The 26,161-nt window shown below is 67.5% G+C and carries 28 protein-coding genes, 4 tRNA genes and 1 pseudogene; 16 read left to right on the forward strand and 17 right to left on the reverse strand.

Annotation, left to right across the window (positions count from 1 at the left end; translation table 11 throughout):
- The first annotated feature begins 1 nt into the window (after nucleotide 1).
- Nucleotides 2-6,223 carry an RHS repeat-associated core domain-containing protein gene (locus AB0F88_RS37370; protein WP_362695546.1) on the forward strand — a complete coding sequence of 2,074 codons (6,222 nt, stop codon included), beginning with the start codon at nucleotides 2-4 and terminating at the stop codon, nucleotides 6,221-6,223.
- A 74-nt stretch (nucleotides 6,224-6,297) separates the two neighbouring features.
- Here the strand turns inward: AB0F88_RS37370 and AB0F88_RS37375 are convergent, their stop codons facing one another.
- A complete protein-coding gene (locus tag AB0F88_RS37375; RefSeq protein ID WP_362695548.1) occupies nucleotides 6,298-6,513 on the reverse strand; it encodes a hypothetical protein in 216 nt (71 codons plus the stop codon).
- A gap of 238 nt (nucleotides 6,514-6,751) precedes the next feature.
- On the opposite strand from AB0F88_RS37375, the gene AB0F88_RS37380 reads away from it, so the two are divergent.
- Nucleotides 6,752-6,880, forward strand: coding sequence for a hypothetical protein (locus tag AB0F88_RS37380; protein ID WP_362695550.1), 129 nt, complete (start codon nucleotides 6,752-6,754; stop codon nucleotides 6,878-6,880).
- 257 nt (nucleotides 6,881-7,137) lie between these two features.
- Here AB0F88_RS37380 and AB0F88_RS37385 read toward each other — a convergent pair whose 3' ends face one another.
- A complete protein-coding gene (locus tag AB0F88_RS37385) occupies nucleotides 7,138-7,494 on the reverse strand; it encodes an ATP-dependent metallopeptidase FtsH/Yme1/Tma family protein (protein WP_362695552.1) in 357 nt (118 codons plus the stop codon).
- 494 nt (nucleotides 7,495-7,988) lie between these two features.
- Here AB0F88_RS37385 and AB0F88_RS37390 point away from each other — a divergent pair, with 494 nt between their 5' ends.
- The 3 genes from AB0F88_RS37390 to AB0F88_RS37400 all read left to right on the forward strand — a co-directional run bounded on the left by AB0F88_RS37390 (nucleotide 7,989) and on the right by AB0F88_RS37400 (nucleotide 9,647).
- The gene (locus AB0F88_RS37390) at nucleotides 7,989-8,246 is read left to right on the forward strand and encodes a hypothetical protein (RefSeq protein WP_362695554.1); all 258 of its coding nucleotides are present in this window, start codon (nucleotides 7,989-7,991) and stop codon (nucleotides 8,244-8,246) included.
- Nucleotides 8,247-8,500: 254 nt separating this feature from the next.
- Nucleotides 8,501-9,288 (forward strand): IS5 family transposase gene (locus tag AB0F88_RS37395; RefSeq protein WP_362695766.1). Its coding sequence is split into 2 segments (ribosomal slippage): nucleotides 8,501-8,834 and nucleotides 8,834-9,288, totalling 789 coding nucleotides; the frame shifts between segments, so codons are not numbered across the junction.
- Nucleotides 9,288-9,647 carry a tyrosine-type recombinase/integrase gene (locus AB0F88_RS37400; protein ID WP_362695768.1) on the forward strand — a complete coding sequence of 120 codons (360 nt, stop codon included), beginning with the start codon at nucleotides 9,288-9,290 and terminating at the stop codon, nucleotides 9,645-9,647. The genes AB0F88_RS37395 and AB0F88_RS37400 overlap by 1 nt, the downstream gene beginning before the upstream one ends.
- 91 nt (nucleotides 9,648-9,738) lie before the next feature.
- Here the strand turns inward: AB0F88_RS37400 and AB0F88_RS37405 are convergent.
- Nucleotides 9,739-9,811 (reverse strand) — tRNA-Lys (locus tag AB0F88_RS37405).
- A 116-nt stretch (nucleotides 9,812-9,927) separates the two neighbouring features.
- Here AB0F88_RS37405 and AB0F88_RS37410 point away from each other — a divergent pair.
- The gene (locus tag AB0F88_RS37410; protein ID WP_362695556.1) at nucleotides 9,928-10,551 is read left to right on the forward strand and encodes a 3'-5' exonuclease; all 624 of its coding nucleotides are present in this window, start codon (nucleotides 9,928-9,930) and stop codon (nucleotides 10,549-10,551) included.
- Between the two features lie 8 nt (nucleotides 10,552-10,559).
- Here AB0F88_RS37410 and AB0F88_RS37415 read toward each other — a convergent pair whose 3' ends face one another.
- A complete protein-coding gene (locus AB0F88_RS37415) occupies nucleotides 10,560-11,717 on the reverse strand; it encodes an acyl-CoA dehydrogenase family protein (protein WP_362695558.1) in 1,158 nt (385 codons plus the stop codon).
- A 153-nt stretch (nucleotides 11,718-11,870) separates the two neighbouring features.
- Here AB0F88_RS37415 and AB0F88_RS37420 point away from each other — a divergent pair, with 153 nt between their 5' ends.
- Nucleotides 11,871-12,329 carry a PspC domain-containing protein gene (locus AB0F88_RS37420; protein ID WP_362695560.1) on the forward strand — a complete coding sequence of 153 codons (459 nt, stop codon included), beginning with the start codon at nucleotides 11,871-11,873 and terminating at the stop codon, nucleotides 12,327-12,329.
- Nucleotide 12,330: 1 nt separating this feature from the next.
- On the opposite strand, the gene AB0F88_RS37425 is transcribed toward AB0F88_RS37420, so the two are convergent.
- On the reverse strand, nucleotides 12,331-13,626 hold the full coding sequence (locus AB0F88_RS37425) for an MFS transporter (protein WP_362695562.1): 1,296 nt from the start codon (nucleotides 13,624-13,626) through the stop codon (nucleotides 12,331-12,333).
- A gap of 168 nt (nucleotides 13,627-13,794) precedes the next feature.
- Nucleotides 13,795-14,145 (reverse strand): metallopeptidase family protein, encoded by a 351-nt coding sequence (locus tag AB0F88_RS37430; protein WP_362695564.1) that lies wholly within the window; start codon nucleotides 14,143-14,145, stop codon nucleotides 13,795-13,797.
- A 34-nt stretch (nucleotides 14,146-14,179) separates the two neighbouring features.
- On the opposite strand from AB0F88_RS37430, the gene AB0F88_RS37435 reads away from it, so the two are divergent.
- The 4 genes from AB0F88_RS37435 (at nucleotide 14,180) to AB0F88_RS37450 (ending at nucleotide 16,127) form a co-directional block, all read left to right on the forward strand.
- Entirely contained in the window at nucleotides 14,180-15,682 is a 1,503-nt protein-coding gene (locus AB0F88_RS37435) for a metallophosphoesterase (RefSeq protein WP_362695566.1), read from the forward strand.
- A gap of 92 nt (nucleotides 15,683-15,774) precedes the next feature.
- Nucleotides 15,775-15,847 (forward strand) — tRNA-Glu (locus AB0F88_RS37440).
- Nucleotides 15,848-15,950: 103 nt separating this feature from the next.
- Nucleotides 15,951-16,025: transfer RNA gene (locus AB0F88_RS37445), tRNA-Asp, on the forward strand.
- A gap of 28 nt (nucleotides 16,026-16,053) precedes the next feature.
- Nucleotides 16,054-16,127 (forward strand) — tRNA-Phe (locus AB0F88_RS37450).
- Between the two features lie 111 nt (nucleotides 16,128-16,238).
- Here the strand turns inward: AB0F88_RS37450 and AB0F88_RS37455 are convergent.
- From AB0F88_RS37455 to AB0F88_RS37465, 3 genes are all read right to left on the reverse strand, one after another.
- A complete protein-coding gene (locus tag AB0F88_RS37455) occupies nucleotides 16,239-16,520 on the reverse strand; it encodes a hypothetical protein (protein ID WP_362695568.1) in 282 nt (93 codons plus the stop codon).
- A 158-nt stretch (nucleotides 16,521-16,678) separates the two neighbouring features.
- Nucleotides 16,679-17,881: a helix-turn-helix domain-containing protein gene (locus AB0F88_RS37460; RefSeq protein ID WP_362695570.1), complete on the reverse strand. Its 1,203-nt coding sequence runs from the start codon at nucleotides 17,879-17,881 to the stop codon at nucleotides 16,679-16,681.
- Complete coding sequence (locus AB0F88_RS37465) at nucleotides 17,878-18,186, reverse strand: antibiotic biosynthesis monooxygenase (RefSeq protein ID WP_344920040.1); 309 nt, start codon at nucleotides 18,184-18,186, stop codon at nucleotides 17,878-17,880. Before AB0F88_RS37465 ends, AB0F88_RS37460 begins: the two co-directional genes overlap by 4 nt.
- A gap of 156 nt (nucleotides 18,187-18,342) precedes the next feature.
- Here AB0F88_RS37465 and AB0F88_RS37470 point away from each other — a divergent pair, with 156 nt between their 5' ends.
- On the forward strand, nucleotides 18,343-18,747 hold the full coding sequence (locus AB0F88_RS37470; protein WP_362695573.1) for an ATP-binding protein: 405 nt from the start codon (nucleotides 18,343-18,345) through the stop codon (nucleotides 18,745-18,747).
- A 210-nt stretch (nucleotides 18,748-18,957) separates the two neighbouring features.
- Complete coding sequence (locus AB0F88_RS37475; protein WP_362695574.1) at nucleotides 18,958-19,230, forward strand: hypothetical protein; 273 nt, start codon at nucleotides 18,958-18,960, stop codon at nucleotides 19,228-19,230.
- Between the two features lie 365 nt (nucleotides 19,231-19,595).
- Here AB0F88_RS37475 and AB0F88_RS37480 read toward each other — a convergent pair whose 3' ends face one another.
- The 6 genes from AB0F88_RS37480 to AB0F88_RS37505 form a co-directional block, all read right to left on the reverse strand.
- Nucleotides 19,596-20,273 (reverse strand): hypothetical protein, encoded by a 678-nt coding sequence (locus AB0F88_RS37480; protein WP_362695575.1) that lies wholly within the window; start codon nucleotides 20,271-20,273, stop codon nucleotides 19,596-19,598.
- A gap of 104 nt (nucleotides 20,274-20,377) precedes the next feature.
- A complete protein-coding gene (locus tag AB0F88_RS37485) occupies nucleotides 20,378-20,818 on the reverse strand; it encodes a DUF1772 domain-containing protein (protein WP_362695576.1) in 441 nt (146 codons plus the stop codon).
- The gene (locus AB0F88_RS37490) at nucleotides 20,815-21,453 is read right to left on the reverse strand and encodes a TetR/AcrR family transcriptional regulator (protein WP_362695578.1); all 639 of its coding nucleotides are present in this window, start codon (nucleotides 21,451-21,453) and stop codon (nucleotides 20,815-20,817) included. Before AB0F88_RS37490 ends, AB0F88_RS37485 begins: the two co-directional genes overlap by 4 nt.
- Nucleotides 21,450-21,899: a nitroreductase/quinone reductase family protein gene (locus tag AB0F88_RS37495; protein ID WP_362695580.1), complete on the reverse strand. Its 450-nt coding sequence runs from the start codon at nucleotides 21,897-21,899 to the stop codon at nucleotides 21,450-21,452. Before AB0F88_RS37495 ends, AB0F88_RS37490 begins: the two co-directional genes overlap by 4 nt.
- A complete protein-coding gene (locus AB0F88_RS37500; protein ID WP_362695582.1) occupies nucleotides 21,899-22,297 on the reverse strand; it encodes a hypothetical protein in 399 nt (132 codons plus the stop codon). The genes AB0F88_RS37495 and AB0F88_RS37500 overlap by 1 nt, the downstream gene beginning before the upstream one ends.
- Nucleotides 22,298-22,389: 92 nt before the next feature.
- On the reverse strand, nucleotides 22,390-22,800 hold the full coding sequence (locus AB0F88_RS37505) for a hypothetical protein (protein WP_362695583.1): 411 nt from the start codon (nucleotides 22,798-22,800) through the stop codon (nucleotides 22,390-22,392).
- Nucleotides 22,801-22,873: 73 nt separating this feature from the next.
- On the opposite strand from AB0F88_RS37505, the pseudogene AB0F88_RS37510 reads away from it, so the two are divergent.
- Nucleotides 22,874-23,392, forward strand: a pseudogene (locus AB0F88_RS37510) (HAD family hydrolase); the annotation flags it as partial.
- Nucleotides 23,393-23,463: 71 nt separating this feature from the next.
- Nucleotides 23,464-23,667, forward strand: a complete 204-nt coding sequence (locus AB0F88_RS37515; protein ID WP_362695584.1) for an ATP-binding protein — start codon at nucleotides 23,464-23,466, stop codon at nucleotides 23,665-23,667.
- Between the two features lie 154 nt (nucleotides 23,668-23,821).
- Here AB0F88_RS37515 and AB0F88_RS37520 read toward each other — a convergent pair whose 3' ends face one another.
- A complete protein-coding gene (locus tag AB0F88_RS37520) occupies nucleotides 23,822-24,265 on the reverse strand; it encodes a hypothetical protein (RefSeq protein ID WP_362695586.1) in 444 nt (147 codons plus the stop codon).
- A 279-nt stretch (nucleotides 24,266-24,544) separates the two neighbouring features.
- Here AB0F88_RS37520 and AB0F88_RS37525 point away from each other — a divergent pair, with 279 nt between their 5' ends.
- On the forward strand, nucleotides 24,545-25,513 hold the full coding sequence (locus AB0F88_RS37525) for a helix-turn-helix domain-containing protein (RefSeq protein ID WP_362695588.1): 969 nt from the start codon (nucleotides 24,545-24,547) through the stop codon (nucleotides 25,511-25,513).
- Between the two features lie 101 nt (nucleotides 25,514-25,614).
- Here AB0F88_RS37525 and AB0F88_RS37530 read toward each other — a convergent pair whose 3' ends face one another.
- Nucleotides 25,615-26,016: a PIN domain nuclease gene (locus AB0F88_RS37530; RefSeq protein ID WP_362695590.1), complete on the reverse strand. Its 402-nt coding sequence runs from the start codon at nucleotides 26,014-26,016 to the stop codon at nucleotides 25,615-25,617.
- Between the last annotated feature and the right edge of the window lie 145 nt (nucleotides 26,017-26,161).

Here is a 26,161-nt window from a genome sequence, read left to right on the forward strand (position 1 = left end):
CATGAAACGAGTCCTGGCGATAACCACTGCCTTAATGGTCACGTTCCCGCTCATGGGCGCGGAGTCGCTGGCCGCCGCACCCCAGTGGAGTCCGCCCGTCCCCACGGACGTGCTGAACATTCCGGTCAAGGACCTGAAGGGCGGCACCGCCCCGAAGGTCGCCGAGCCGCCCAGGGTGGGTGCCCCTGACGTGTCCTGGCCCGCACCCACCACCACCGTGGTGGACCTGGCGGCCACCGGGCGGAAGCCGGTCCGGGCAGCCGTCTCGCCGGTGTGGGTCGGCCCGGTGGCCGCCGCCCGGGTGGACAAGGTCGGGGTGCGAGTGCACGACCGTGCGACGACGGCGAAGGCCGGCGTCTCCGGGGTGCTCCTCAGCGTGTCGCGGGCGGACGGAGTCGCGACGGACAGTGTCGCGAGCACCGGCACGGACACCGGTTCGGATACCGTCTCCGTCTCCGTCGACTACTCGGGCTTCGCCTCCGCCTACGGAGGCGACTGGGCCTCCCGGCTCCGTCTGGTCGAACTGCCGCCCTGCGCGCTGATCGCGCCGGGCACCAAGGGCTGCGGCCTGGACGCCGCCAGACCGGTGAACTCCAGGAACGAGTTGGCCTCTCGCTCTCTCGCCGCCGACGTCATGCTCCCCGCCGGCGGCGAGCCGATGCTGCTGGCCGCGACCGCCGATGCCTCCGGCGGCAACGGCGACTACACGGCCACCTCGCTGTCGCCCGCCGCCACCTGGCAGGTGTCGCAGCAGACCGGCGGCTTCGCCTGGTCCTACCCGCTGCGGATGCCGCCCGGCGTGGGCGGGCCGGTGCCGTCGCTGGCGCTGGCGTACTCCTCGCAGGCGGTGGACGGCCGGACCGGGGGGACCAACACGCAGGGCTCGTGGATCGGCGACGGGTGGGATCTGTGGCCCGGGTTCGTCGAGCGTACGTACCAGTCCTGCGCCAAGGACACCGAGGCGGTCGACGAGAAGAACCCGAACAACGCCGGGAACAAGACCGGTGACCAGTGCTGGTGGAAGGCCAACGCGACCATGTCGCTGAACGGCCGAGGCACCGAGCTGATCGACGTCGGCGGCGGGCGCTGGAAGGGCGTCTCCGACGACGGCTCCAAGATCGAGCTGATCAAGGACACCTCCGTCGGCAACGGCGACCAGGATGGCGAGTACTGGAAGGTGACCACGCTCGACGGCGTCCAGTACTTCTTCGGCAACCGCGCAGCCGCCCAGTCCACCTGGACCACCCAGGTGTACGGCAACCACCCGGGCGAGCCCGGCTACGCCTCCGGTGACTTCGCCGGTTCCCGGCGCACCCAGGCGTGGCGGTGGAACCTCGACAAGGTGGTGGACCCGCACGGCAACACGATGACCCTGTCGTACGGGCGGGAGCCCGGCGCGTACGGCCGCGAGAACGACCCGGACAAGCGCACCGCCTACGACCGGGGCGGCTGGCTCTCCAAGATCGAGTACGGCTCCCGGACCGACCAGGCCCAGCCCGCCGCCCAGGTCCTCTTCGACGTGGCCGACCGCTGCCTGCCCGGAGCGACCTGCTTCGACACGGCCCAGAAGGCGGTCCCCGCGTCCTGGCCGGACGTCCCGTGGGATCAGTACTGCCAGTCGGGCGCGCGGTGCACCGAGCAGCTCGCGCCCACTTTCTGGACCCAAAAGCGACTGAGCGCGATCCGTGCCCAGGTATGGGACGCCGGGCAGTACCGCACGGTCGAGACCTGGACACTCCGCCACTCTTACCTCAACGCCGGATCCAGCCAGGGCGAAGGCGTGCCGATGTGGCTGGAAGGGATCACCCGGTCCGGTTCGGGCATCAAGGGCGGAGCCACCGAGACCTACCCGGAGATCGTGTTCTCGCCCGGCGCCGATCCCTTCCCCAACCGGGTGGACGGTCCCGCCGACAGGCGCACCGCGCTCAACCGGTTCCGGATCGTCTCGATCACCACCGAGTCGGGCGCCCAGATCGCCGTCACCTACCTCCCCGGCGACTGCACCCGGTCGAGCCTGCCGATCCCGCACACCAACGGCAAACGCTGCATGCCGCAGTACTACTCCCCCGACGACACCGAACCGACCCTCGACTGGTTCCACAAGTACGTCGTCGACCGCGTGGACGTCTACGACAACACCGGAGGCTTCACCCACGAGCAGACCAACTACGACTACCTGGACGCCCCCGCCTGGCACTACGACGACTCGGAGCTGATCGAGGAGAAGAAACGCACCTGGGGCCAGTGGCGCGGCTACGGCCGGGTGCGGGTGCGCACCGGCGTGGAGAGCGGCCCGCAGTCGGCCACCGAGTACCGCTACTTCCGCGGCATGGACGGCGACAAGCAGCTGACCGGCACCCGCGACGTCTGGGTGAAGGACTCGCTGGACGGTACCGGCGACCCGCACTCCAAGGCGATCGAGGATCACGAGGCGCTGTCCGGCAAGCTCCGCGAGCAGATCACCCATGACGGGCCGGACGGTGTCTGGCTGAGCGGGTCCCTGGTCGAGCCCTCCTACGCCCAGACCGGCGTCAACGTCCAGGGCGGGCCCCTCAAGGCGTACCGGACGCACGACGCGACCACGTACAGCCGCACCCATCTGACCTGGAACGGCACCACCCGGTGGACCCGCGCCGAGACCAAGGTCAACGCCGACAACCTGCCGGTCGAGGTGAACGACCTCGGCGACGAGGCCACCGCGGCGGACGACCAGTGCACCAAGAGCACCTACCTGATCAACGACGGCCTCTGGATGCGCGACAGGGTGTCCGCCGTCAACACCTACGGGGTCGCCTGCACGGCCACTCCCGCAGTGCCCGGCGACGTGCTGTCCATGACCCGCAGCTACTTCGACGACCCCGCCAAACCCTTCGGCACCGCGCCCATCCGGGGCCTGGTGGTGAAGACGGACGAGGTCGGCTCCTGGTCGGGCACCACCCCGCAATGGGTGGTGACCGGGACCACCGCCTACGACGCCAACGGCCGCACGGTCTCCAGCTCCGACGCGCTCGGCCGGACCACCACGACCGCCTACACCCCCGCGAAGGCGGGCCCGGTCACCTCGGTCCGTACGACCAACCCGGCCGGGCACGCCACCACCACGACCATGGACATCGCCTGGAACCAGCCGAAGACCATGGAGGCGCCCAACAACGCCAGGACCGATCTGGTCTACGACGGCATCGGCCGCCTCACCGCTGCTTGGCTCCCCGACCGCGACCGCGCCCTGGGCGCGAACCTGACCTTCTCCTACCTGCTCCGCGCGAACGCCCCCGCCGCCGTCACCACCAGGAAGCTGCTGCCGACCGGCACCGACAAGTACCTGACCTCGATCACCCTCTACGACGGCCTGCTCCGCGAGCGGCAGACCCAGACCCAGACGGTCGGCGGCGGCCGGTTGATCGCCGACTCCGTCCGTGACACCCGCGGCCTGGTGGCCTGGACCTCCGCGCCGTACTACCACGACGGGAGCCTCCCCGGGACGACGCTGGTCGCCCCGACCGTGACGATCCCCTCGGTCACCCAGAACCGGTACGACGGCGCCGGCCGGATCACCGAGACCACCCTTGTGGCCAACGGGGCGCCCAAGTGGAAGAGCGTCACCACGTACGGCGGCGACCGGACCACCGTCGTGCCCCCGGCCGGCGGCACCAAGACCCAGACCATCACCGACGCCCGCGGGCGCACCGTCCAACTGCGCCAGTACAGCTCGGCGACGGCCTACGACACCATCGGCTACACCTACACCGACGCCGGTGACCTGGCCACCGTGACCGACCCCGCCGGCAACAAGTGGCAGAACACCTACGACCAGCGCCGCCGCAGGATCAAGACGGCCGACCCGGACAAGGGCGTCAGCGAGTCCACCTACGACGCCGCCGGTCAGGTCGTCACCGTCAAGGACGCCCGGGGCGTCACCCTGGCGTACACCTACGACATCCTGGGCCGTAAGACCAGTCTGCGGGACGGCTCGGTGACCGGCGCGCCGCGCTCCGAGTGGACCTACGACACGGCCACGGGCGGCGTCGGCAAAGCCGCGAAGTCCATCCGCCACGACGGCACCAGCCAGTACGTCACCGAGGTGACCGCCTACGACAAGGGCGGCCGCCCGACCGACACGAAGGTCACCATCCCCGCAGCCGAAGGCACGCTGGCCGGGACCTACGCCTTCACCGCCGCCTACAAGCAGGACGGCCAGATCGCCACCACGACCACACCGGCGGTCGGCGGCCTGCCCGCCGAGACGCTCAGCCTCGGCTACAACGCGGTCGGCGCCCCCACCTACCTGAGCGGCTCCCAGATGTACGTCAACGACGTCGTCTACAACCAGCTCGGCCAGGCGATTCAGCGCATCCTCGGTGTGGAGGGCAAGCGCGTCTGGCAGACCTTCACCATCGACGAGCCCACCGGCCGCACCACGAACGTCTCGGTGGTGCCCGAACTCAAGAACGAGGTGGCCGACTTCGGCTACCGCTACGACGACGTGGGCAACCTGACCCGGATCGCCGACACCCCCAACGGGGGTCAGGCCGCCGACTACCAGTGCTACACGACGGACTACCTCCGCCGGATCGTCGAGGCGTGGAGCCCGTCCACCGGAGACTGCGCCGCCGCGCGGTCCACGGCCGGGCTGGGCGGCCCCGCGAAATACTGGCACTCCTACACCTACACCTCCACCGGCAGCCGGGACACCGAGACCTGGCACGGGACGCCGGACACCGGCCGCGACTACGTCCAGCCCGCGCAGGGCGGGGCCGCGGGAAGCAAGCCGCACACGGTCACCCGCGTCGACAAGTCCGGCGCGGCCACCGGGTCCGACTCCTTCGCGTACGACGCGGCCGGTAACACCACCAGCCGCACCACCAACGGCGTTACGACCACGATGACCTGGGACAAGGAGGGCCACCTCGGCACCTCCTCGCAGGGCGGTCAGAGCACGACCTACCTGTACGACACGGAAGGCAGCCGGCTGGTCCGCCGCGACCCCGGCGGAACGACGCTCTACCTGCCCGCCGGCCTGGAACTGCGCAGAACCGGCACCACGGTGACCGGCACCCGCTACTACAACCACCTGGGCACCACGGTCGCGGTCCGCACGTCGAGCACCCTGTCCTGGACCGTCCAGGACCACCACAACACCGGCGAGGCCAACATCAAGTCCACGGACCTGAGCGTTTCCCGCCGCCGCACCCTCCCCTTCGGCGGCCTGCGCGGCACGGCCCCCGGCTCTTGGGCGGGCGACAAAGGTTTCGTCAACGGCACCAATGACCCCAGCGGCCTGACCCACATCGGGGCCCGCGAGTACGACCCCCTGATCGGCGCGTTCATCAGCGTCGACCCGATCATCGATGTCAACGACCCGCAGCAGATGCACGGCTACGCCTACAGCAACAACAACCCCGCCACCATGACCGACCCGACCGGCCTGCGGTCCTGCGCCGAGGACGACTGCGGCGGGGGAGGCGGCGGTTCATCCGGCTCTTCTAGCTCGTCAGGGGGTGCCGGTTCTACCAACGGCTGCACGGGGACCCCGGACCGTTGCGCGGACAAGCTGGGGCTCAACAACACGAAAACCGATCTGGGGAAGGGCTACAAGGAGTGCGATTCGGCCTGCAGGTCCGCGGCGGCCGCCGATGCTGCCCGCTGGAAGGCCAAGGTGGCGGAACAGGAGCGGCTGCAGCACCAGCTGAACGTGTGCCTGACGTTCACCTCCGGAGACACCTCCTACTGCTCGGCCAAGTATCCGCAGGACTATCACAGCTACACATCGACATCCGTCTTCGAATTCGGCAGGAAAGGGGTGAACAGGACCGACACGCCGATATCCCTGGGCACACCCTTCAACCTCCCGGACGGGCCGCCCCCATACGACCTGGAGACCGTCACGCCCGCCTATACGACCAGCGAGCTGAACTCGGTCGCGGAGGCAAACGGCTGGGACCAAGGGTTCATGGTCGGGACCCCCAACTTCATGTATACCGAAAACAACACATCATCAACGACCATGGTGAAAGCCATCACCGTGGGCCACACGACGACGGTCCCGCTTCCCGTGAAGGGCAAGTCCGGTGTCGCCTACTTCTACCCCGTCCTGAAGGAGGCGTATTTCCGGAATGTCTACTACATAGACGGTATCTACGCAGGTGCCGAATACCGCGACGCCTCAACGGTCTCCGGCGTGGGGTTGACCACGGTCCCGAACTGGGAGGAGTACCCGGGATGACCGGCCGATGACACGGAACGGGCATCCTCCGGGGTGCCCGTTCTGGCTTAAGCCGTCGAACAGCGCCGTTGACTTCACGTGCATCGACCCGCCGTGGCCATTCTCGTCGCCGTGGTGATCGTCGTCTCGCTGGATTTGGCGATCTGGCTGGCCGTGGTCTCGTATCCGGCGGCCAGCAGGGTCATCAGGAAGCCGATCAGCTCCTCCTCCGACAGGCTGTCCTGATCGTCGTACGCCTGCACCAGCGCGCCGATCAGGTCGCCGGTCGGGGACTCGCGTCGCTGCGCCACCAGCTGCGCGAGGCAGGCGCCGAGCTTGCCCAGCCGATCGGTCCGGGTCTCGAAGGGGCGGTCGCAAGCTCGCGGGATCCCACCCGTTCGGAGACCCGGGCCGGCGACATGGCACCGGCCAACGCTTGTTTCCCGTCCGCCTGACGAACCGCTCAGCCGTGCGGGGCTGCATGTTCCAAGGGCCTCTACGGGTTCGGAGGGAAGTCCACGCACTGTGCTTGGGCACGCCAGCATCGTGGTGACCGCCGACATCTACACATCGGTACTGCTGCAGCTCTATCACGGCAGCGCCCGGAAGACCGCCCAGCTGGTGATGTCCGCCGCCCGCAAAACGGCCCGAACCACCAAGGACCCGGCGCAGATGTGACTCACATGTGCCCCACAGTGACTCACGCCGTGATCCGCCGACTACCGAAACAGGTAAAGTCGCAGGTCAGATAGGTAGGGCGCCAGGGATTCGAACCCTGAACCTACGGATTAAAAGATCGACCTCGGGCTATTCCAGGCGGTTCAATGCAGGTCAGGGGGCCTGTGCGGTCCATCCTGAACGGTTCTGAACGCTCCTGTATTGCAACCCGAAATGCAACCCTGATAGCCGGCGGCACCCAGCGGTGAGAACCACCCTCAGCGCTTGGGAACCTCGACCGTGTAGCCGTCCGGAAGCTCGGCCTTTTGGAGCTCGTCGGCAAGCTCTGAGCCTTGATCGCCGACCTCGCTCCAATAAGAGTGAAAGTGCTTCTTGTCCATCGTAGTGATCTCGATTCTCCGCTCGGCTTCGATGAGCTTGGCGGTCGAGACCTTGCCCGAACGGAGCTGGTTGAGCACGGTGGACATGTCTGTCCGCTGAGAATCGTCACGATTAAGCAAGAACAGGCCGCCGGTGAGCACCAAGCTTGCAGTGATGGAGCACACGATGAACGTCTTGAACCGCGAAGCTTTCTTCTGGTATTGGTGGGGTGGCGCGGACTGCTTCTCGATCATGCCTACAGCATGTCAGTCCAGGCGCTGCGCTTGAAGGTCTTGGGTTTATTTCCATAAATGGACACGGCCGCCATGAGAGCAGTCCCAATCGCAGTAGGACATCACCAGTTTGGAAGATTTCGGTACACGGCTCCCTGAACTGCTGCGGCGCTGGTCAGAGGCGGTCTCACCCTGTCCATGAGTCCCCGTGATTCCCCCTTGTTCCCCGGCCGTACTGGCACGCGAGTGGCACGGCTTGAGAACCCCGTGCGGACGCACACACCTCTCCCGCTGGATCTTCCCGTCCCGTCGTCCCACCCTCCTGGCCCCGGTCTGCTCGGCTTGCCCTGGGACGACGGCGATGGGAAGAGCCGGCCCCTACCATTTACGAACCTGGCCCCTGCCTCTGGCGATCATCCCGGAGCCAGAAGCCCCCGCCGGAGGCAATAGACGGTATGGGGATGGAGCGGGCAGGCTTGATCGAAATAATGATCGGATGCTGAGGAAAGGGGCGGGTGGGCAAGTTGAGAGAGCTGTTTGTGTGGCTGTGGGCAGTGCTTTCGTGGTTGTTCTCGATGGCGGTGCTGTTCTTGGTGATTTATGCGGCGATAAGGCTGGCGCTCACGCACGATCGTCGGAGTCAGGTTCCGCAGCGCGATGTGGCGGATGCGGAGTTGCGGGAGCGTGTGGCGGCGGAGAGAGCAGCACAGAAGCGAGAGGCGGAGGAGCGAGCGGCTCGACGGCGTGAAGCAGAAGGAACTGACGACGTGTAGCGGCGGCGGGTCGGTGGTCGGCGCGTTAGCTGGGTATGGCGGGCGCGCGGTACGGCTACGGCCCGGGTCGCCGCCGGACGGGATCGGCGCCCACTCCGCACGCCCGGTCGGCGGGCGGCAGAGGGCCGGGTGCGGCGGCGCGGCGCGCCGCCGCTTGATACCCATAAGAACTCCTAACAGAATGAGGTCGGCCGAGTCCGGAAACATGATCGGTCGTTGAACCGGATGTGAGGAAGGGCGAGCAGCCACCATGGATCGTGCCCGATGGGCTCTGGCAACGCATCGAGCCGTTGCTTCCGACGATCGAACGCCGCTACCGCAACCCCGGGCGCAAGCGGATCGATGACCGCAAAGCACTGTGCGGGATCTTGTTCGTGCTCTACACCGCGATCCCATGGGAGTTCCTGCCCCAGGAACTGGGGTTCGGCTCGGGGATGACCTGCTGGAGACGACTGCGCGATTGGCACCAGGTCGGCGTTTGGAACCAGCTCCATGAGCTGCTGCTGGCCGAGTTGCATGCCGCTGACCGGCTGGATTGGTCCAAGGCGGTGGTCGACAGCTCTCATGTACGAGCACTCAAGGGCGGCCCAAAACCGGCCCGATCCCGGTCGATCGAGGCAAGACCGGCTCGAAACACCATGTGATCACCGACGGGAACGGCATCCTGCTGGCGGTCAGCCTCGGCGGCGGCAACCGCAACGACATTCTGCAGCTCATGCCTCTGATCGAGGCGATCCCGCCGGTCCGCGGCAAGGTCGGCAAGCCCCGTCGCCGTCCTAAAACGGTGTATGCCGACCGCGCCTATGATCACGACCGCTACCGCCGTCAGCTGCGGGAGAAGAGAATCGAGCCGATCATTGCCCGCCGAGGCGCTGCGCACGGCTCAGGCCTGGGTGTGCATTGGTGGGTGGTGGAGCAGACGCTCGCCCTGCTGCACTGGTTTCGCCGGTTACGCATCCGCTGGGAGATCCGCGACGACATCCACGAAGCCTTCATGATTCTGGCCTCCGCCATCATCTGCTGGCGCTGCCTCAACCACTGATCGCTCTCCTCAAGCTCCACAAGGAGGCTCAGAGGCTCGAACGGGAAGCGGCGGGGGACAGGTGGCAAGAGTGGGATCTCGTCTGGTGCACGCCGGACGGAAACCCGATCGATGCCGGGGACGACTGGGACGACTGGAAGCAGCTGCTGCAGCTCGCCGAGATCGACAAGGATGCCCGCGTTCACGGCGCGCGCCACATGGCCGCAACGCTCCTGCTCGAACAAGGCGTGGACATCCGGGTAATTCAGGCGGTCCTCGGACACTCCCAGCTCACCACGACCAAGCGGTACACCCACATCACGGAGACGCTGGCGATCGAGGCGGCGGGCCGGACGGGACGGGCGCTGTGGGACGACTGACGGCAACCTGAGGGCGACCGTTGCAACCCTTATTGCAACCCTGGGCAGACTTCCCGAACAGGAAATGGGGAGTCTGCCCAGGTCGTTTGGGTAGGGCGCCTGGGACTCGAACCCAGAACCTACGGATTAAAAGTCCGCAGCTCTAACCATTGAGCTAACGCCCCGCAGGTGACAGCGTACCGAGGATAGTGTCCACTAACGTCCGTCGCCAGGCCCATTCATGGTCATCTGTTTGCGGAACGGCCGGTGGGGGGAGGGAACGGCTCCTAGAGTGACAGGCATGACGAGCTCGGGGCTTGAGCCCGCCTTCACCTCTCCCGTCTCCACGCGCCCAGGGTATGTCGTGGTCGACGTGGAGACCACAGGTTTCTCCCCGTCGAGGGGCGACCGGATCTGCGAGATCGCGCTCGTCTCGCTGGACGCGCGGGGCGAGATCATCGACGAGTGGCACTCGCTGGTCGACCCCCGGCGCGGCACCGGGGCCGTCCACGTCCACGGCATCACCAGCGCGATGGTCCAGGGCGCTCCGGTGATCGAGGAACTGCTGGACGACATCTGGCGGCGGGTCGCCGGCCGGGTCCTGGTGGCCCACAACGCCTCCTTCGACCTGCGCTTCCTGCGGAGCCTCCCCGGCAGCGAGTGGGTGACCGAGACCCTGTGCACGCAGCGGCTGGCGCCCGCCTTCCTCCCCGACGGCAGATGGACGCTCGCCGCGTGCTGCGAGCGCGCCGGCATCCCGCTCCTCGGCGCGCACGCCGCGCTGGCCGACGCCCGCGCCGGCGCCGAGCTGCTCCGCTTCTACCTGCGTACGGGCGTCTCCTGGGAGGAGGAGCTCGACAGGGCCGCCCGCGCCCCCGAATGGCGTCCCTCCGGGCTGCCCCAGCGGCACCCTCGCCGCCGGTAGGCGGGAGATCAGCGGTAGGCGGGGATGCCGGTCAGGGCCTCGCCGAGCACGAGCGTGTGGATCTCCTCGGTCCCCTCGTACGTCAGGACGCTCTCCAGGTTGTTCATGTGCCGGATCACCGGATACTCCAGCGTGATGCCGTTGCCGCCCAGGACGGAGCGTGCCTGGCGGGCGATGTCCAGGGCGGCGCGGACGTTGGCGAGCTTGCCGAAGCTGATCTGGCGCGGGGTGAGGGTTCCCGCGTCCTTGAGGCGGCCCAGGTGGAGGGCGGTGAGCTGCGACTGTCCCAGACCGACGTACATCCAGGCGAGTTTCTCCTGGGTGAGCTGGAAGCCGCCGATGGGCCTGCCGAACTGGACGCGGGAGGTGGAGTAGTCGACGGCCGACTCCAGGCAGGCGCGGGCGGCGCCCACCACACCCCACACGATGCCGAAACGGGCCTCCGACAGGCACGACAGCGGGCCCTTCAGGCCGCGCACCTCGGGCAGTACGGCGGAGGCGGGCAGCCGGACGTCGTCGAAGTACAGCGACGAGGTCACCGAGGCCCGCAGGGACATCTTCCGGTGGATCTCCGGGGCGGTGAAGCCCGGGGTGTCCGTGGGCACCACGAAGCCGCGGACGCCGTCCTCGGTCTGCGCCCAGACCACGGCGACGTCGGCGATGGAGCCGTTGGTGATCCACATCTTGGAGCCGTTGAGGATCCAGTCGCCCGAGGGGTCCTGCTTGGCGTGGGTGCGCATGCCCGCCGGGTCGGAGCCCTGGTCGGGCTCGGTCAGCCCGAAGCAGCCGATCGCCTCGCCCGCGGCCATCCGGGGGAGCCACTCGTCCTTCTGCTCCGCGGAGCCGTACTTCCAGATCGGGAACATCGCGAGCGAGCCCTGCACGGACACGAACGACCGCAGCCCGGAGTCTCCCGCCTCCAGCTCGCGGCAGGCCACGCCGTACGAGACGGAGTCGAGGCCCGCGCAGCCGTACCCCTCCAGGTGCATGCCCAGCACACCGAGCGAGCCGAGTGCCGGGGCGAGCTCGCGGGCGGGGAAGACGGCCTTCTCGAACCAGTCGCCGACGTGGGGAAGGATCCGGTCCGCGACGAGGTCCCGCACGGTGTCGCGGATGAGGCGCTGCTCCTCGGAGAGCGTGTCGTCGATGCGCAGGAGATCGTCCATGAGATTCCCTCTCTCTTCGGCCCTGTCAGGGTATTACCGGTGCGGTGGGGACGTGGGTCAGGGTCGTGTTCGGACAGGGGCGGGGTGTATGTCAGGGTCGTGCCAGGGGGAATCCCGATGTGAGGAAGGTCCCCTCTCGGGCAGTCTGAGGATATGAACGAAAACGACTTCGCCGGCGTCAAGAAGCTCCAGCGGACCAGAGACGGGCGCATCATCGCGGGTGTGGCCTCCGGTCTCGGACGCTACATCGGGGTGGACCCCAACATCATCCGCGCCGCCCTCGCCATCGCCACCTTCTTCGGTGGCCTCGGTGTGGCGGTCTACGCGATCGGCTGGGTGCTCCTGCCCGACGAGAACAAGGACAGGTCGGTCCTGCAGGACGTGATCGACAAAAACAAGGACAACCCGATCTGGGTGGACGCCAGGGCCAAGGCCGAGCAGGGCTGGGCCAAGGCCACCAACAAGGTCGCCGACCAGCACCGCGCGCCGCACCAGCCGGCTCCGGAGTACCCCACCCACGAGACCACCTTCCCGCCCGCCCCGCCCGTCGCTCCCCAGACCCCGTACGGCACGGCGCCGCGGCAGGACGACGACACCCGCCCCCAGGTGTGAGTCAGGAGGTCGCCTCCGCGCGAACCCTCTCGATGATCTCCCTGCGGGAACCCCTCCAGAGCACGGCCAGCGCGGCCGCCAGGGCAAGACCGGTCGCGCCGGCCAGTGCGACCACCGTCTCGGGGCCCAGCCGGTCGGCCGCGGCCCCGCCGATCAGGATGCCGATGCCCTGGGAGGCCAGCAGGCCCGACTGGACCAGGCCGAAGGCCTGTCCCCGCTGCTCGGCGGGGACGCACTGCACGAAGGCGGCGTTGGCCGCGAGCTGGTAGGCCCCGCCCAGGCCGGAGACGAACCACAGCAGCAGCACCACAGGAAGCGGTGGCTGCGCGGCGCACAGGATCAGCGGCGCGCAGGTCAGCATCGCCATCCAGCCCATCGACCGCAGCCGGTTCGATGGGCTGACGTAGCGGCTGTACAGGAACGCGCCGACGACGGTGCCGGTGGGCATGGCGCCCATCAGCAGGCCGGTGACCAGTGAGAGCTCCTGGGGATTCCCGGTCAGCTCGTCGGCGTACGGGGTCGCGATCCCCTCGGGCAGCACGTAGAAGCCACAGAGCCAGGCGAAGAGCACCAGCGTGCGCAGCCGGGGGTCGCCGAAGACAAGCCTGGCGCCGGCGCGGGTCATGGTCCACATCGACGGCCGGTTCTCGTCGGCGGGGATGGGGGCGGGACGCCGCCGTACCCCCGAGACGATGATGAGCGCGGAGGCCAGGAAGGTGGCCGCGTCCAGCGCCAGCGCGCGGTACGGCCCCATTCCCATGATCAGGAAGCCTCCGATGGCGAAGCCCAGCATCTGCGCGCCCTGGTTGGTCATGTTCTGCAGGGCGGAACCCGCCACGTAGCGGTCGCCCTCCAGCAACTCCGGCAGCAGGGCCGCCCGCGCCGCGGAGAACGGCGCGCTGAGCAGCACGACGCAGAAGACCAGCACGCACAGTGCGGCGAACGAGACCCCGGGAATCGCCATGAGCGCGACCAGGAGGGCCCGGAGCAGGTCGCAGGCGATCATGATGCGCCGGCGGGCGTGGCGGTCGGCGAGCCCCGCGAGAAGCGGTCCGCCGATGATCGGCGGCAGGTAGGTCAGGGCATAGACCGACGCCGTCGCCAGGGGCGAGTCCGTCCGTTCGAAGACCAGGACGGACAGCGCCACCCGTGAGAGCTGGTCGCCGAGGAGGGAAAGCCCCTGGCCGAGCCAGAGCGCGCGGAACTCCCTGATGGCGATGACCTCGCCGTAGGTCGCTTGGCGTTCCGCCGGACGGCGATGCCGCCCGGGTAGTCGGCCGGACTTGGTCGCCGCCATAGGACTCCGCTGAGCTCGCAGGCACACTGACTGTGGGTGTTCACTGTGTAACCTACGGTGCCTGCTGCAGGGCCGCTGCGCAACCGAAAGCAATCAAGCGCATGCAAACTGTAATGATAAGCGGCGACATTCCGGAAAGGAGGTCTTTGACATGCCGTGCGGGGTTACTTACCAGCCCAGCTCGTGCAACCGGTCATCATCGATGCCGAAATGGTGGGCGATCTCATGGACGACGGTTATCTGCACCTCTTCGACGACCTGCTCCTCGGTCTCGCAGATGGAGCAGATCGGGTTGCGGTAGATCTCGATCCGGTCGGGTAGCACTCCTGCGTACCACTCGCCCCGCTCGGTGAGCGGGATACCCGTGTAGAGACCTAGAAGATCCGGTTCGGGGGGATCGTCGACGACGACGAGCACCACGTTGTCCATGACTTTCGTCAGCTCGGGGGGAATGGTGTCCAGAGCTTCGGCCACGAGCTCTTCGAACTTCTCCCGCGAGATCTCGATCACACCCGTCATTCTGCCCCGTGATCCCGGGTAGAGATGGAGGCGCATGAAATTCGCTGATTGGACCCAGGGAGCCCGTCGTGTCGCCACCGGGCGAATCGCCCGTGGCCTGGTCGTCGCCGCCGTCGCCCTGGCCGGCGCGTGGCTCGGCATCATGCTTGGCGGGGCCGTACGGGCCAACGTCGGCCCGGTGGAGCTCGGCATGTCGGCGGAGCCCTCGTGGGCGGGGGAGACCGTCGTGGACGCTCACCCTTTCGGCACACTTCTGTTCGACACCCACGACGCCCCGGTCAGCCTCCGCGTGACCCTGGAGAACATCAACCCCGACCGGGCCCGCGGATTCCTGGACGACCCGCGATTCTCCGCCGACCGGCTCCCCGCGCTCCTGGAGGAGGAACTGGGCACCGGAGTCAGGACGCTGATCCTGCGCGCCGCGCTCTGCGGCCTGGTGGGTGCCCTGATCACGTCCCTGATCGTCTTCCGCCGGCCGGGACCGGCCCTGGCGGGCCTGATGGGCATCACCCTCGCGATCGCCGGTACGGGCGCCGCCATCGCCCTGACCTTCCGGCCCGACTCCGTGGTGGAGCCCAAGTACACCGGCCTGCTGGCCGGCGCGCCGTCCCTCGTCGGCGACGCCGAGTCGATCGTGACCAGGTTCGAGTCCTACCGGGTCCAGCTCGCCAAGCTCGTCAACAACGTCTCCCAGCTCTACGACGTCGTCTCCGCCCTGCCGGTCTACGACGCCGACCCCACCTCCATCCGGGTGCTGCACGTCTCCGACATCCATCTCAGCCCCATCGCCTGGAACCTCATCCGCTCGGTCACCACCCAGTTCAAGATCGACGCGATCATCGACACCGGCGACCTGACCGACCATGGCACCGGACCCGAGGACAGGTTCACCGAGGAGATCGGCACCTTCGGCGTCCCGTACGTCTTCGTCAGGGGCAACCACGACTCCATGACCACCCAGCGGGCCGTGGCCAGGCAGAAGGGCGCGGTCGTCCTCGACAACGAGACCAAGACCGTGGCGGGACTGCGCATCTACGGCATGGGCGACCCCCGGTTCACCCCGGACAAGTCCGTCCCCGTCGACTCCAACCTCGAATCGCTCGGCGCCCTCGGCCGCTCGCGCGCCGCCGAGCTGGCGAAGCTGCCCAAGCAGGTCGATCTGGTCGCCGTCCACGACCCGACGATCGCCAAGGGGTTCTCCGGCGCGGTCCCGATGGTCCTCACCGGTCACTCCCACGAGAGATCCACCGAGTTGCTGCCCTCGGGCACCCGCCTCCTGGTCCAGGGATCCACGGGCGGAGCGGGTCTGCGGGCCCTCGAACACGACGAACCCACCCCCGTCGCGGCCTCCGTTCTGTACTTCGACGCCAACACGCATCGCCTGCGGGCCTGGGACGACATCACCCTGGGAGGGCTCGGTGAGCAGTCGGTTCAGATCCAGCGTCACGTTGAGACCGACCCTGGCCGTACAATTTCTCCTGTGCCGACGATCGCCCCGTCTCCAACGGGGTCGATCACCGTCACACCGACGCCGTAGGCCGCAAACCGCTTTGGCATCGGGGGCAAAAGTCCCCTATGCTTCAGAGGTCTCCAGCGGAAGACGGCGACGGAACGAGATGAGAGTCTCGAGCCCCCATCGTCTAGTGGCCTAGGACACCGCCCTTTCAAGGCGGCGACACGGGTTCGAATCCCGTTGGGGGCACGGCCGAGCGAAGGCTCGCCAGGGAAACGGCAGGTCGAAGACCTCCGGAAAACTGGTAGGCTAAGCAAGGCAAGAAAGACCGGGACAAAAGCCCCGGAAGCAAGGTCCTGTAGAGCAGTTTGGAGTGCTCGCCACCCTGTCAAGGTGGAGGTCGCGGGTTCAAGTCCCGTCAGGACCGCTCTGGTAGGTGTTCGATCCACCACCGAGGTCAGGTAGCTCAGTCGGTACGAGCGTCCGCCTGAAAAGCGGAAGGTCGGCGGTTCGACCCCGCCCCTGACCACAGCAACTGAGCAGCACAAACGCCCCGAGCCACTTATGGCCGGGGCGCTTTTTGTTGTGCTTGACGACAGCGCGCTTTTCATTGAGGGAGCGAGTAATGGGCTGGCGGCTCCTACGACGTCGGCAGGCGCATCCGTCGGCTCAGACCGCGGTGCGCTATCTGATGGGCCGAGGGTTCATCGAGATACGCGCCACGACGCACATCGTGCGCCGGGAGTTGCAGGATGGTGAGGAGTTCAGTAGCCCGCTCAGCCGCATCGACCGCATAAGGATGATCGCCGACATCTGCCACAACCTTCCGGGCGACTTCAGGCCGGGAAGTGATCGGGAGCGAGAGCGGCGAGCGGTTGAGAGTCTGAGATTCCACTTGCGGAAGCTTGAGCCTGATGATCATGGGGCTCAATGGGTGCGCACAGAGTTGGATGATCTTGGATATGACTACCTTCCCCTCCTCCCAGAGGACGTAAGGGCCCGGCTCATGCAACAGTGAACGCCCGGAACGGATGTCCCAGGCGTTCCTGTAACCCCTCCAGAAGAGTGCACGTACTTTTTCTACACTCCAACTCGGTCCGCAAGTTCCCGCAGCTCAGACGAGGGTGGGTCCTGCATGGTCAGCAAATCGGACACAAGTTGGTAGGTGATTCGGTGGTTCCGTATCTGCTCCGGTGTGATGGCCTCGGCCTCCAGCAGTGCGGATACGGCCTCTTCGACCTGGCGGCGCTGGGCGTGCGCGCGAGCGAGGTCTATCTGGAGCCGAGCGCGCCGCTCACTCGAAAGCGGCGAGGTGTCGACCGCCGTCCCGACCCGAAGCGCGTGACCGGCGTCTCCCAGCTCGACCGCCACCGCCACCTCGTGCAGCGCGACGTTGGCCGGCCCGAACTCGGTGTTGTAGTCGTTGCGCCCCTCTTTCAGCCGCTCCGCGACCTCACGAGCCCGCGCCAGGTGCTGGTACGCGGTGTCCGCCTCGTTCAGCCGGGAAGCGGCCACGGCCCGCTGCAGGGTAAGTCCACCCCACAGCGACATGGCCTCGGGCTTGTCCTCGTCGACCATGAACCACAGAGCCTCGGCGGCTGTGCGGGCCGTCTCCTCCGCCTGGTCGAAGTGACGCGCGCCCAGGAAGACGAAGCCGAGCTGGAAAGCGCCGGCCGCCATCATCAGCGGGTTACCCGCCCGCTCCGCGGCGACGATCGCCCGATCGGCGGCGATCCACGCGGCCTCGGGCTCGCCGAGCTTGGCGAGCGCCGCCGAGCACGCCTGATAGGTCACCGCGAGCAGCTCGAACAGCTCCGCCCGCCGCTCCTCGGGAGCCGATCGAGCGGCGGTCTCCAGCGCGGGTATCAGGCCGCGCAGCAGGTCGGCCAGCTCCACATACCGGCTCTCGTGTGTCAGCTCCCAGGCTCGATCGACACGCGGCTTGATCTCCGACGTGGCTGGGACGGGTGCCGAGTGCAGCATGGCGCGCAGGGAGTGAGCTCCCGACAGCACCAGGCGCAGACCGGCCGTCCCCGGGATCTCCTCAGCGGAGGCGGCGACCACGGGCGCCTCTGCGGCCAGCTCCGACAGCGGGATGTCGAGGGCCTCGGAGACCTTCTCCAGGACCGACATGCGATCGACCTTGCGAACCCCGCGCTCCACCTGCGAGATCCACGCCACCGACCGATCGACCAGTCGCGCCAGCTCCGGCTGTGACAGGCCGCGCCGCTTGCGTTCCTGGGCGATGCGCCGCCCCAGGGCTCTCTGGTACTCGGTGCTCACCCCGCCGTTCCCTTACCGGTCTGGAGGGTCAGCCAGTCGACCTCGGTCGAGGCCAGCAGTGCTTCCCGGGCAGCCAGGAACCGCCGGGTGTGCTCCTGCTCCTCGTGGGTGTCGAAGGCCGCGCGGTCCCGGTAGAGCTCGTAGAAGATCCGCTGGAGCGGCTGCCCGTCGACCCGGTGTGATGCGTACACCAGCGTTCCCGGCTCACCGTCGCGGATCTTCTCGATGGTCTCCCCGACCAGCTGATCGAACGCCTCGGCGGTTGCCTCGTCCTTGCAGGTGAATCGGACCATCAGACCGAACATGGGTGTCCTCCTTCGTCGGAGCCTCTACGAGATCAGTACTTATTGTGCGGTGCAAGTACTCCAAGTAGCTTGCACTATAAGTACTGTACTCGTACTTTAAGTATCAGTCATATGGTGAGTTGCCCCTGACCTGCTTGATCGCGAGGTGAGCCGACGATGACCCCACCCTCAGACAGCTGTGAAGGCGCCGGAAGATGGCACCGCACCTTCCTGGGAAAGAAGGAACAGGTGCGAGCGGCCCGCCGCTTCGTGAAGGCTCACCTCCCCGACCACCCGGAAGCCGAACTCATCGCCAGCGAACTGGCGACCAACGCCGTCGAGCACACCCGCATGGGACAGCCGAGCGGACTCTTCACCGTGACCGTCAAGCGCCACCCCGACGGCACCGCCTACATAGAGATCGCCGACCAGGGCGGCCCCGCCGCGTTCGGCCTCCCCACCCCCAACCGCGAAGGCGGACGAGGGCTCTACCTCGTGACCGCTCTCACCAGCGCATGGGGAGTCAAGGGCGACGCCGCCGGCCGAACGGTCTGGGTCGAGCGACCCCCGCCCGCTCCATGAGCACCGCGCCCCCAGCACCACGCCCCCGGCGCTACGCGCTCTCCGCGAGCGATTCCCCGCCTGGGCGTTCCTCTACAACCCCTTCGCGTACCGGTGGTTCGCTCTTCAGGGCCGTACGACCACACTCACCGCCGACACCGCCGAGGAACTCGCCACCCGCGTCGAGCGCTTCCAGTCACGCCGCCCTCTGACCAGACCTCAACCGCGGCGATGACCCGTACCCCTCACGCGATCACACCGGCCTGCTCGATCGAGTGCCTCAAGCCCGTGCTGTCCGCCAGGGCCTACAACCCGCTCACGCAAGCAGGCGGAGCTCCGTTCGACCGTCCCGACACGGTCGCGGACGTGATCATGCTGTTACGCACAGGCCAGCTCGATCAGATCTGGGGCCTGGGTCCACGGCGTATCGGCGAGATCGAGGTAGCCCTGGTGTTCGCCGGTTTGACCCGCGACCACGGCGGCCCGTTCAGCGACAACCTGTGAAGTGCTGGGTGAGGCCATCGTGAGCCACTATGCGTTCAAGGCCATCGGAGTTCGCCTACTGTCTAGTCCCATGAGATGCCTGACGGATCCGTCCCAGGACATGGACAACGGGTGATCTAGAAAACATGGGAGGCCTTGCGGGGCCGGGCAGCTTTGACGTTGCGGACCTAAGCGTCGCCCGGCGACGAAGCTGGGGTGAGCGGTGCAGTGGGGCACCGTACGGATGCTCGGCACCCTCTGAACGTCGTGCTCCCCGGATTCGCTCAGCGAGACCAATGGTCGGGCTCGTTCGATCCACGGGTATTGATGATTGCCCTGTCCTCCTGGCCCCTCAGGCTCTGTCGTGGAGGGCCCTCCACGACTGGTCAGCTCACCTCGTGCGACAACGAGGCCGGGTTCAGGCGGATCAGGGTGATGCCGTACGCGATGATCCAGGCAACCCACATCAGCCAGCCGACGAGGCCAAGGAGACCGAGGGGGCCGGTGTGGTCGATGACCAGGGGGGTGAGGGTGGCCGAGCCGAACAGCAGCGTGGCCGATGACAGCCCCAGGGTGCCGTGCCACGGCCGGATGAGACCGGCGCGCAGGCCGGCGACGGACAGGCCGATGAGGGCGAGTGCCAGGAAGGTGCCGTTGAGGGTGAACAGCGCGTCGTGCAGGGCCCACAGTCCCCCGGCTGTGGCGCTGTCGCGCGCGGCCGTCGACGTGAGCACGAGGCGAATCGCGATGACCGCGGCGAAGGTGGCGTTCTGCAGTGCCAGGCCGGTGAAACCGAACAGTGACCACGCTTCGCCCCGGCCGCGTTCGAAGCGCCGTAGCGCGGAGACCGCGCCCGCGCCGAACAAGGTGGCCAGTAGCCAGGCGGAGGGAGTGAGCGCGGACGCGACGGCGACGACCTCGCCCTCGGTGCCGAAGAACGCGGTGACCTCGCCGATCTCGGCACCGGTGAGCGGCAGACCGGCGGGCACCATGATCGCGTTGGCGAGGACGATCGTGATGGCGAAGCCGAGGGCGGCGATGCCGGTGATTCGAGAGAAGTGCATGACTGACTCCGTATTCACGTTTGACGTGGTAGGGACGAGCGCATGCTCTGAATTGCCACATGTCGGGACAACGGGCTGTGGTGCTGGCAGCCGCCGCGCGCTGATCAGGCGGTGCCTGCCGCGCAGACCAGGACGAAACCGATCAGCAGCAGCCAGGAGCGCACGCCCTGGAAGAACTCCCAGCGGCGGCGGGTCCGTTCCCATCCGGCGGGCGGGTTCGCCGGATCCCAGCGTCCGGTGGCGATGTTGATCGGGACGTTGACGGCGACGGTGAACCCCACCGCGACGGCGAACGCGACCACCGCGGACCAGGCGAGCCACCCGGGCCCGCTGCCCTCGATCGCGACGGCCACCGCGAGCACCACGCACAGCGTCATCCCGACCGGCATGACCCGCCCGAACGTCTTGAGCAGGCCCTTCTCGACGGCGATGCGTTCGGTGCCGGGCAGGTGGCGCAGCACAGGATGGACGAAGGCATAGGAGCCGAACTCGGAACAGGCGACGAAACCGGTGACGGCCAGCGTGACGAAGACGAGCAGGTTCACGGCGACTCCGCGGGTAGGGGCCCGGGCGACGACGCGGCCCGCACGGCGGTCAACGCCGTCTCGATCAGCGCATCGGGCTCGGGCCAGGGCATGTCGGGTTTGGTGATGCGCAGGTCGATGGCGCCGTGCAGGGAAGCCCACAACTCTGTGGCCAGCACGAAAGCCGCACCGTGGCGGGCGGGCGACAGGCACGCGCTGACCGCGTCGACCAGTACCTTGTAGGAGGCCGCGCCGGGATGCGCAGCGCCGGGTTCGAGCCCCAGCCCGGCCGGGCCCGCGTTCATGGCGCTGAACAGCACCCGGTAATGCCCCGGCTGCTCCAGACCGCTCCGGACGTACGCCCTGGCGATCGCCTCGAGCCGCGCGACGGGGTCGCCGGCGGCGGACACGGCGGCGCTTTCGAGCTGCTCGGTGAACTCGGCGAACCGCTCGGCGATGACAACACGCAGCAACGCCTCCTTGTCCGGGAAGTGCCGGTACACCGAGGGTGCGGTGACGCCTGCGGCGGCGGCGACGGCCCGCATGGTGAGCGCGTCGGCGTCGCCGAGCTGCGCCAGCAGGTCGGCGGCCACCCGGACCACCACTTCACGCAGCTCGTGCCCGGTGCCACGGCGCCTGCGGTGCGTTGCGGTCATGGGGTGACGGCCTCGTCGTCCAGCAGCACGCGGATCAGAACCCGGCCGCTCGTGATAGCCGCGTGTACGTCCGCGGTGTCCGGGGTGCCGTCCGCGCCGACCCGGACCCGCGCCCAGCGCCCGTACGCGCGGTGGTCACGCACGAGTGCGGTGAGCGCCTCGGCCACAACAGCGGGCTCGCGCACCGCCTCGGCCGTCGCCGCGACCCGGCGGCCCCGCAGCCGCAGCTCCACCGGCGCCCCACCGTCGAAGTTGCGCCACCACCCCCCCTTCGTGGTGATCAGCAGCTCGCGGTCACGTTGGAGGTAGTTGACGGGGGTGGCGTAGCGGACGCCGCTGCGGCGCCCGGTGAAGCTCAGCAGGAGACTCCTCCGGCTCATCACCGGGTGCAGCGGCGAGGACAGGATCGCGGCCGGGATCCAGTTGCGCAGCGATGGGGTGGCCATCAGACGACACCCCCTGGGCGCGGCACGCCCAGCCGCCGCCCCATCTCGTCGGCCAGCGCTTGCAACGCCGCGAGCGGCCGGACGAATACCGTGAGATCCGAGATCCGCTCGTCCCGGTCCTGGCGGGCGACGAGCAGCCCGTCGGCCCGGCCGGGGTGGCCCGCGACCTGGGCGCTGAACATCAGAACCGAGGTGTCGCCGACGCCGGCGATGGTCGCCGACACCTCGATGTCGTGCAGCACCCCGTCGAGCACAGCCCCGATGACGTGAGACGCGGCACCGACCCCCTCGATCGGCTCGTCGTGTACCGCGACCCGCAAGGTGACGTCCTCGGCCAGCACCACGGACACGGCAGTGGCGTCCTCCGCGGCGAGCGCCCGTCCCAGTTGATCCAGCACTGCTCCCCCTCCAAGTAGGTTAACGATCGTTATAGTAACGCACGTTAGCATACTTCTGCAGCGCGGGCCCGTGGCCGAGTCGGCCATGGCCCTCAACCAGGGCAAGTGCCTGCCGTCACCGAATCATCGTCAAGATCGCGTTCCTGGCGCCAAAACCCGGTCCGATCCTCCCCGGAGGCCGGTAGGTCGGTGGTGCGATGCACCGTGCGCGGGCCTTCGTCCAGGTCGATGGTGAGCGCGCTGTCACTGACGTGCACGGTGACGACCTGGCCGGCACGCAGGCGACCGAGCGAGACGCTCTGGCGGGCGACCACGATCACCCCGCAGGAACTGGTGCGGCGCTGCACCGTGATCGTCGATCGCCCGGCCACCCACGCGCCCTCGTCGCTGCCTTCGTGGCCCCGCGCCGGCACTCCGGGCGCGACCTCGGTCACCGAACCGCCGGCCAACACCGCCGGCACGACCCGATACCGCTGCTCGACCACACTCAACTCCGCCAGCACTCGGCGAAGTGTCACACACGTCCTGAGCACGATCTGTCACGCAGATCATGAGACCTGACAGAGGCTCGCGCTCTTCGACCTGGACAACACGCTCGTCAACTTGGATGAGGCGTTTCAGGTATGGGCGGGAAAGTTCGCCGAGGAACACGACTTAGACCGTGAGGCGATTGATTGGCTGATCGCTCTGGATCGAGCCGGCTACCCGCACCGCGAGGTTTTCTTCACCAAGGTCCGTGACCGCTTCACCTTGCCCGAGCCGGTCGACGAGTTGTGGAATCGCTACCGCCAACACATGCCGTACCTCGTTCACTGTCGACCCGAGGTGATGGACGGGTTGTCTCGGCTCCGCGCGTCGGGCTGGAAGGTGGCGATCGTCACCAACGGCACCGCGGACAACCAGCTCGGCAAGATCCAGCGGACGGGACTGGCCGAGGCCGTTGACGCTTACGCGCTCTCAGGGCTGGAAGGCATCCGTAAGCCCGACATCGGTCTGTTCGAGGTCGCGGCTCAACGCTGCGGTATGACTCTCGAAGGCGGGGGGTGGATGGTCGGTGACAACCTCGTCGCCGACATCAGCGGGGGACAGGCATGACGACAACATCGGCCACCGCGAGCACACGTCGGCAACCGATCGGACATGAGACCGCGTAGGCGTTCTATCGGGTGGTCGATGCCGCATATGAGCGCCGGTCGGTCGCGGTGACCAGCGACATTCATCCGTCCGGGTTCGACACGATCATGCCGAAGACGCTGGCCACCGAGACCGCCGACCGGTTGATGCATCACGCTCATCCGGTCGAGACCAGCAGTGACTCCCACCGCCTCGCTGAGGCACTGTCCGGACGCGGCGTGATTCCGGTTACGTGACCGTCCACCAGGAAATCAGCCTGGCCGCGCACCGGGGGTTTCCGGTGACCACACCAGGAATTCCGACAGCCATCGGCCAGGAGAAACCTGGCCGCTCAACTGGATAACGGCGTGTCCGCTCGCGCCGGCCAGTGTGGGACGGACGCGTCGGCGGTCAGTCGCAGAGATGGCCCCACGCTTGGTTGGGACGCCAGGTCTTCTCGCCGGAGGACGCACCCTTCCAACTGAAAGTCGCCACCACGCTGTAACTCTGCCGTGGAAAGTCACACGTGCCGACGGTGGCCGTGCCGGCCAAGTCCTCGGTGCCATGCCAGCCGTCGCGATCCTGCGCGGAGCGTACCGTCACCCAATCACTGCCGCTGGTGCGCAGAAGCTTCACGTTGGTGACCTTGACCTGATAGCTGCCGCCGCCGACGACGTCGGTGATTTTCGCCCGCGCTCGGAAGGTCTCGGCGGTCTGGTCCCACCAGACGGTGGTGCAGCGCTTGACCTGGGTGCCGTAGCACTTCCAATCGCTTGCTGCGGACGCGGGCGACGGGGTGATGGCGATCGACGCGCAAAGCGCCGCGGCGACCAACACGCCGGTAGTGCGGAACATGTGACTCCTCTTTCTCTGGCCTCGCCCATGGACCTTAGGGTCATCGTGGGCTTCGGGCTTTGTCATTCGTGCAGGGAGATTTGTCAGTACTGCACCGCCACAAGTCGCCTTCGCATCAGGAGAGAGCCCTGCGCATGCCCGTCGAAGCCGTAGCACAGCGAGAGAGAATCCTGCCAAACTGATGTCAGGAACCGTCCGTGTCGAGGGGGGGCTTGTGGGGGAACGGGCCGAGGCGTTGTCAGGCCGGCTTCACGATCGATGCAGACGGAGGTCTGCCTCATGAGCGTGGTCCTGGACACCGCGTTCATGCCGGCGCAGGACCGGGAGGAAGTGCTCCGGCACGCGGTGTGGGAATCCATGGTGGCGGTCGATATCGATCACCGTCCCCCGGCTGAGGACATCTCCGTTCGTATAGGGCTTGGCGCCGTCGGGCCCCTCAGGATCTGTTCGGCGCGGGCGACCGCGGTCACTGTCCGTCGGACGGAGCGGCTGGCCCGGGAGGACAAGGAGCCGGCCGTCTTCCTCGGTCTTCAGATGACGGGCACCAGCCTGGTGGTGCAGAACGGTCGCCAATGCCTGTTGAGGCCGGGAGACTTCGCCGTCTACGAATCGACCGCTTCCTACACACTTCTCTTCGATGAGGGAGTCGACCACCACTTCTTCCGTTTCCCCCGCGCGGCACTCGCGCTCCCCGAGCGGTTGTTACGAGACGTCACCGCGGTCTCCCTGGGATCCGACAACCCCATTGCGCGCCTCGCCTTCACATATTTCTCCCAACTGGCCGCCAGCGACGAAATGCGCCAGGGCGTGCACGCCGACTCCGTCGTGGAACCCAGCATCGAACTGCTCCGTGCCGTCTTGGCGTCCCAGCACGGTAACTCCAGCCTGACCAGAGCACCGTTGGAGGCGACACTCAGCCTGCGGATCACTCATTACGTCCGGGCGCACCTGGCTGATCCCGATCTGTCGGCGGCACGGATCGCCGCTGCACACGGCATCTCCGTGCGTCATCTCTACGCTGTGTTGTTCCGCTCGGGCATCAGCCTCGGAGTCTGGATCCGCACACGCCGCTTGGCCGAATGCAGGCGAGAATTGGCTGGCCCGAACGGCCGACTGCGGACAATCGCAGCAATAGGACGGAGTTGGGGCTTCGTGGACGCGACCCACTTCAGCAAGGTGTTCAAACAGGCATACGGAATCTCGCCTCGGGCCTGGCGCGACCAGAACCACCCCCGCTCCTCTGTGTGATGGTCGCAAGCGGCACCTGCGGGTGTTCGACGTCGCCGGCGCCGATTGGCCTGACCGGGCAAGACGTGCTCAAGAATCCCTGAAGATCTCCTGTTGGTGCGTCAGTTGATTCGGCGCACCGGTTGTCCGGTCAGGCGGGAGACGGTGTCGAAGCCGGCGTCGGCATGCAGCACGGTGAGCTTGTGGTGCCGAGCCGTTACGGCCATGAGGAGATCGACCGGGGAGGCACTCTGGTGCCACCCCTTGTCGGCGAGTTCGCGTTGCAACTCGCTCGTCTCGTCCCAGGCCGATTCGGGGACGACGTAGTACGGGAAGGTCTCATTGAGCAGATTTCCTGCTTCATAGAAGGCCGGTCGGTCGCCGACGGCTCGGAGATATTCCTGCCTGACCGGCTCACAGATGCCGACGAGCCCGGCAGAGACCGTCTGGTCCCATTCTGTTCCGACCTGGCCGCGATAGAAGCGGACCAAGGCGCTGGTATCGATGAGATAGCGCTCTGTCACGCCACAGCCTGGTGTGCACTGTCACCCTTGTCGAGGGCGGAGAAGTCGATCTCACCTTCAGTCACCATCTCCCGCATGCGAGCGACGGCCGCCGCCCGCTTGCGTCGATCAACGATCTCTCGTAGAGCGGCGTTGACCGTATCTT

This window comes from Streptosporangium sp. NPDC023963, assembly GCF_040639135.1.
Taxonomy (GTDB): Bacteria; Actinomycetota; Actinomycetes; order Streptosporangiales; family Streptosporangiaceae; genus Streptosporangium.

Bases quoted from the DNA above. Each gene is read 5' to 3' on its own strand.
- AB0F88_RS37425 (WP_362695562.1), bottom strand. From the start codon at position 13,626: ATGGCGGCGACCAAGTCCGGCCGACTACCCGGGCGGCATCGCCGTCCG.
- AB0F88_RS37480 (WP_362695575.1), bottom strand. From the start codon at position 20,273: ATGCACTTCTCTCGAATCACCGGCATCGCCGCCCTCGGCTTCGCCATC.
- AB0F88_RS37475 (WP_362695574.1), top strand. From the start codon at position 18,958: ATGACCCGTACCCCTCACGCGATCACACCGGCCTGCTCGATCGAGTGC.
- AB0F88_RS37490 (WP_362695578.1), bottom strand. From the start codon at position 21,453: ATGACCGCAACGCACCGCAGGCGCCGTGGCACCGGGCACGAGCTGCGT.
- AB0F88_RS37420 (WP_362695560.1), top strand. From the start codon at position 11,871: ATGAACGAAAACGACTTCGCCGGCGTCAAGAAGCTCCAGCGGACCAGA.
- AB0F88_RS37370 (WP_362695546.1), top strand. From the start codon at position 2: ATGAAACGAGTCCTGGCGATAACCACTGCCTTAATGGTCACGTTCCCG.
- AB0F88_RS37455 (WP_362695568.1), bottom strand. From the start codon at position 16,520: ATGATCATCAGGCTCAAGCTTCCGCAAGTGGAATCTCAGACTCTCAAC.
- AB0F88_RS37520 (WP_362695586.1), bottom strand. From the start codon at position 24,265: ATGTTCCGCACTACCGGCGTGTTGGTCGCCGCGGCGCTTTGCGCGTCG.
- AB0F88_RS37385 (WP_362695552.1), bottom strand. From the start codon at position 7,494: ATGATCGAGAAGCAGTCCGCGCCACCCCACCAATACCAGAAGAAAGCT.
- AB0F88_RS37410 (WP_362695556.1), top strand. From the start codon at position 9,928: ATGACGAGCTCGGGGCTTGAGCCCGCCTTCACCTCTCCCGTCTCCACG.
- AB0F88_RS37465 (WP_344920040.1), bottom strand. From the start codon at position 18,186: ATGTTCGGTCTGATGGTCCGATTCACCTGCAAGGACGAGGCAACCGCC.
- AB0F88_RS37415 (WP_362695558.1), bottom strand. From the start codon at position 11,717: ATGGACGATCTCCTGCGCATCGACGACACGCTCTCCGAGGAGCAGCGC.
- AB0F88_RS37495 (WP_362695580.1), bottom strand. From the start codon at position 21,899: ATGGCCACCCCATCGCTGCGCAACTGGATCCCGGCCGCGATCCTGTCC.
- AB0F88_RS37525 (WP_362695588.1), top strand. From the start codon at position 24,545: ATGAGCGTGGTCCTGGACACCGCGTTCATGCCGGCGCAGGACCGGGAG.
- AB0F88_RS37435 (WP_362695566.1), top strand. From the start codon at position 14,180: ATGAAATTCGCTGATTGGACCCAGGGAGCCCGTCGTGTCGCCACCGGG.
- AB0F88_RS37430 (WP_362695564.1), bottom strand. From the start codon at position 14,145: ATGACGGGTGTGATCGAGATCTCGCGGGAGAAGTTCGAAGAGCTCGTG.
- AB0F88_RS37470 (WP_362695573.1), top strand. From the start codon at position 18,343: ATGACCCCACCCTCAGACAGCTGTGAAGGCGCCGGAAGATGGCACCGC.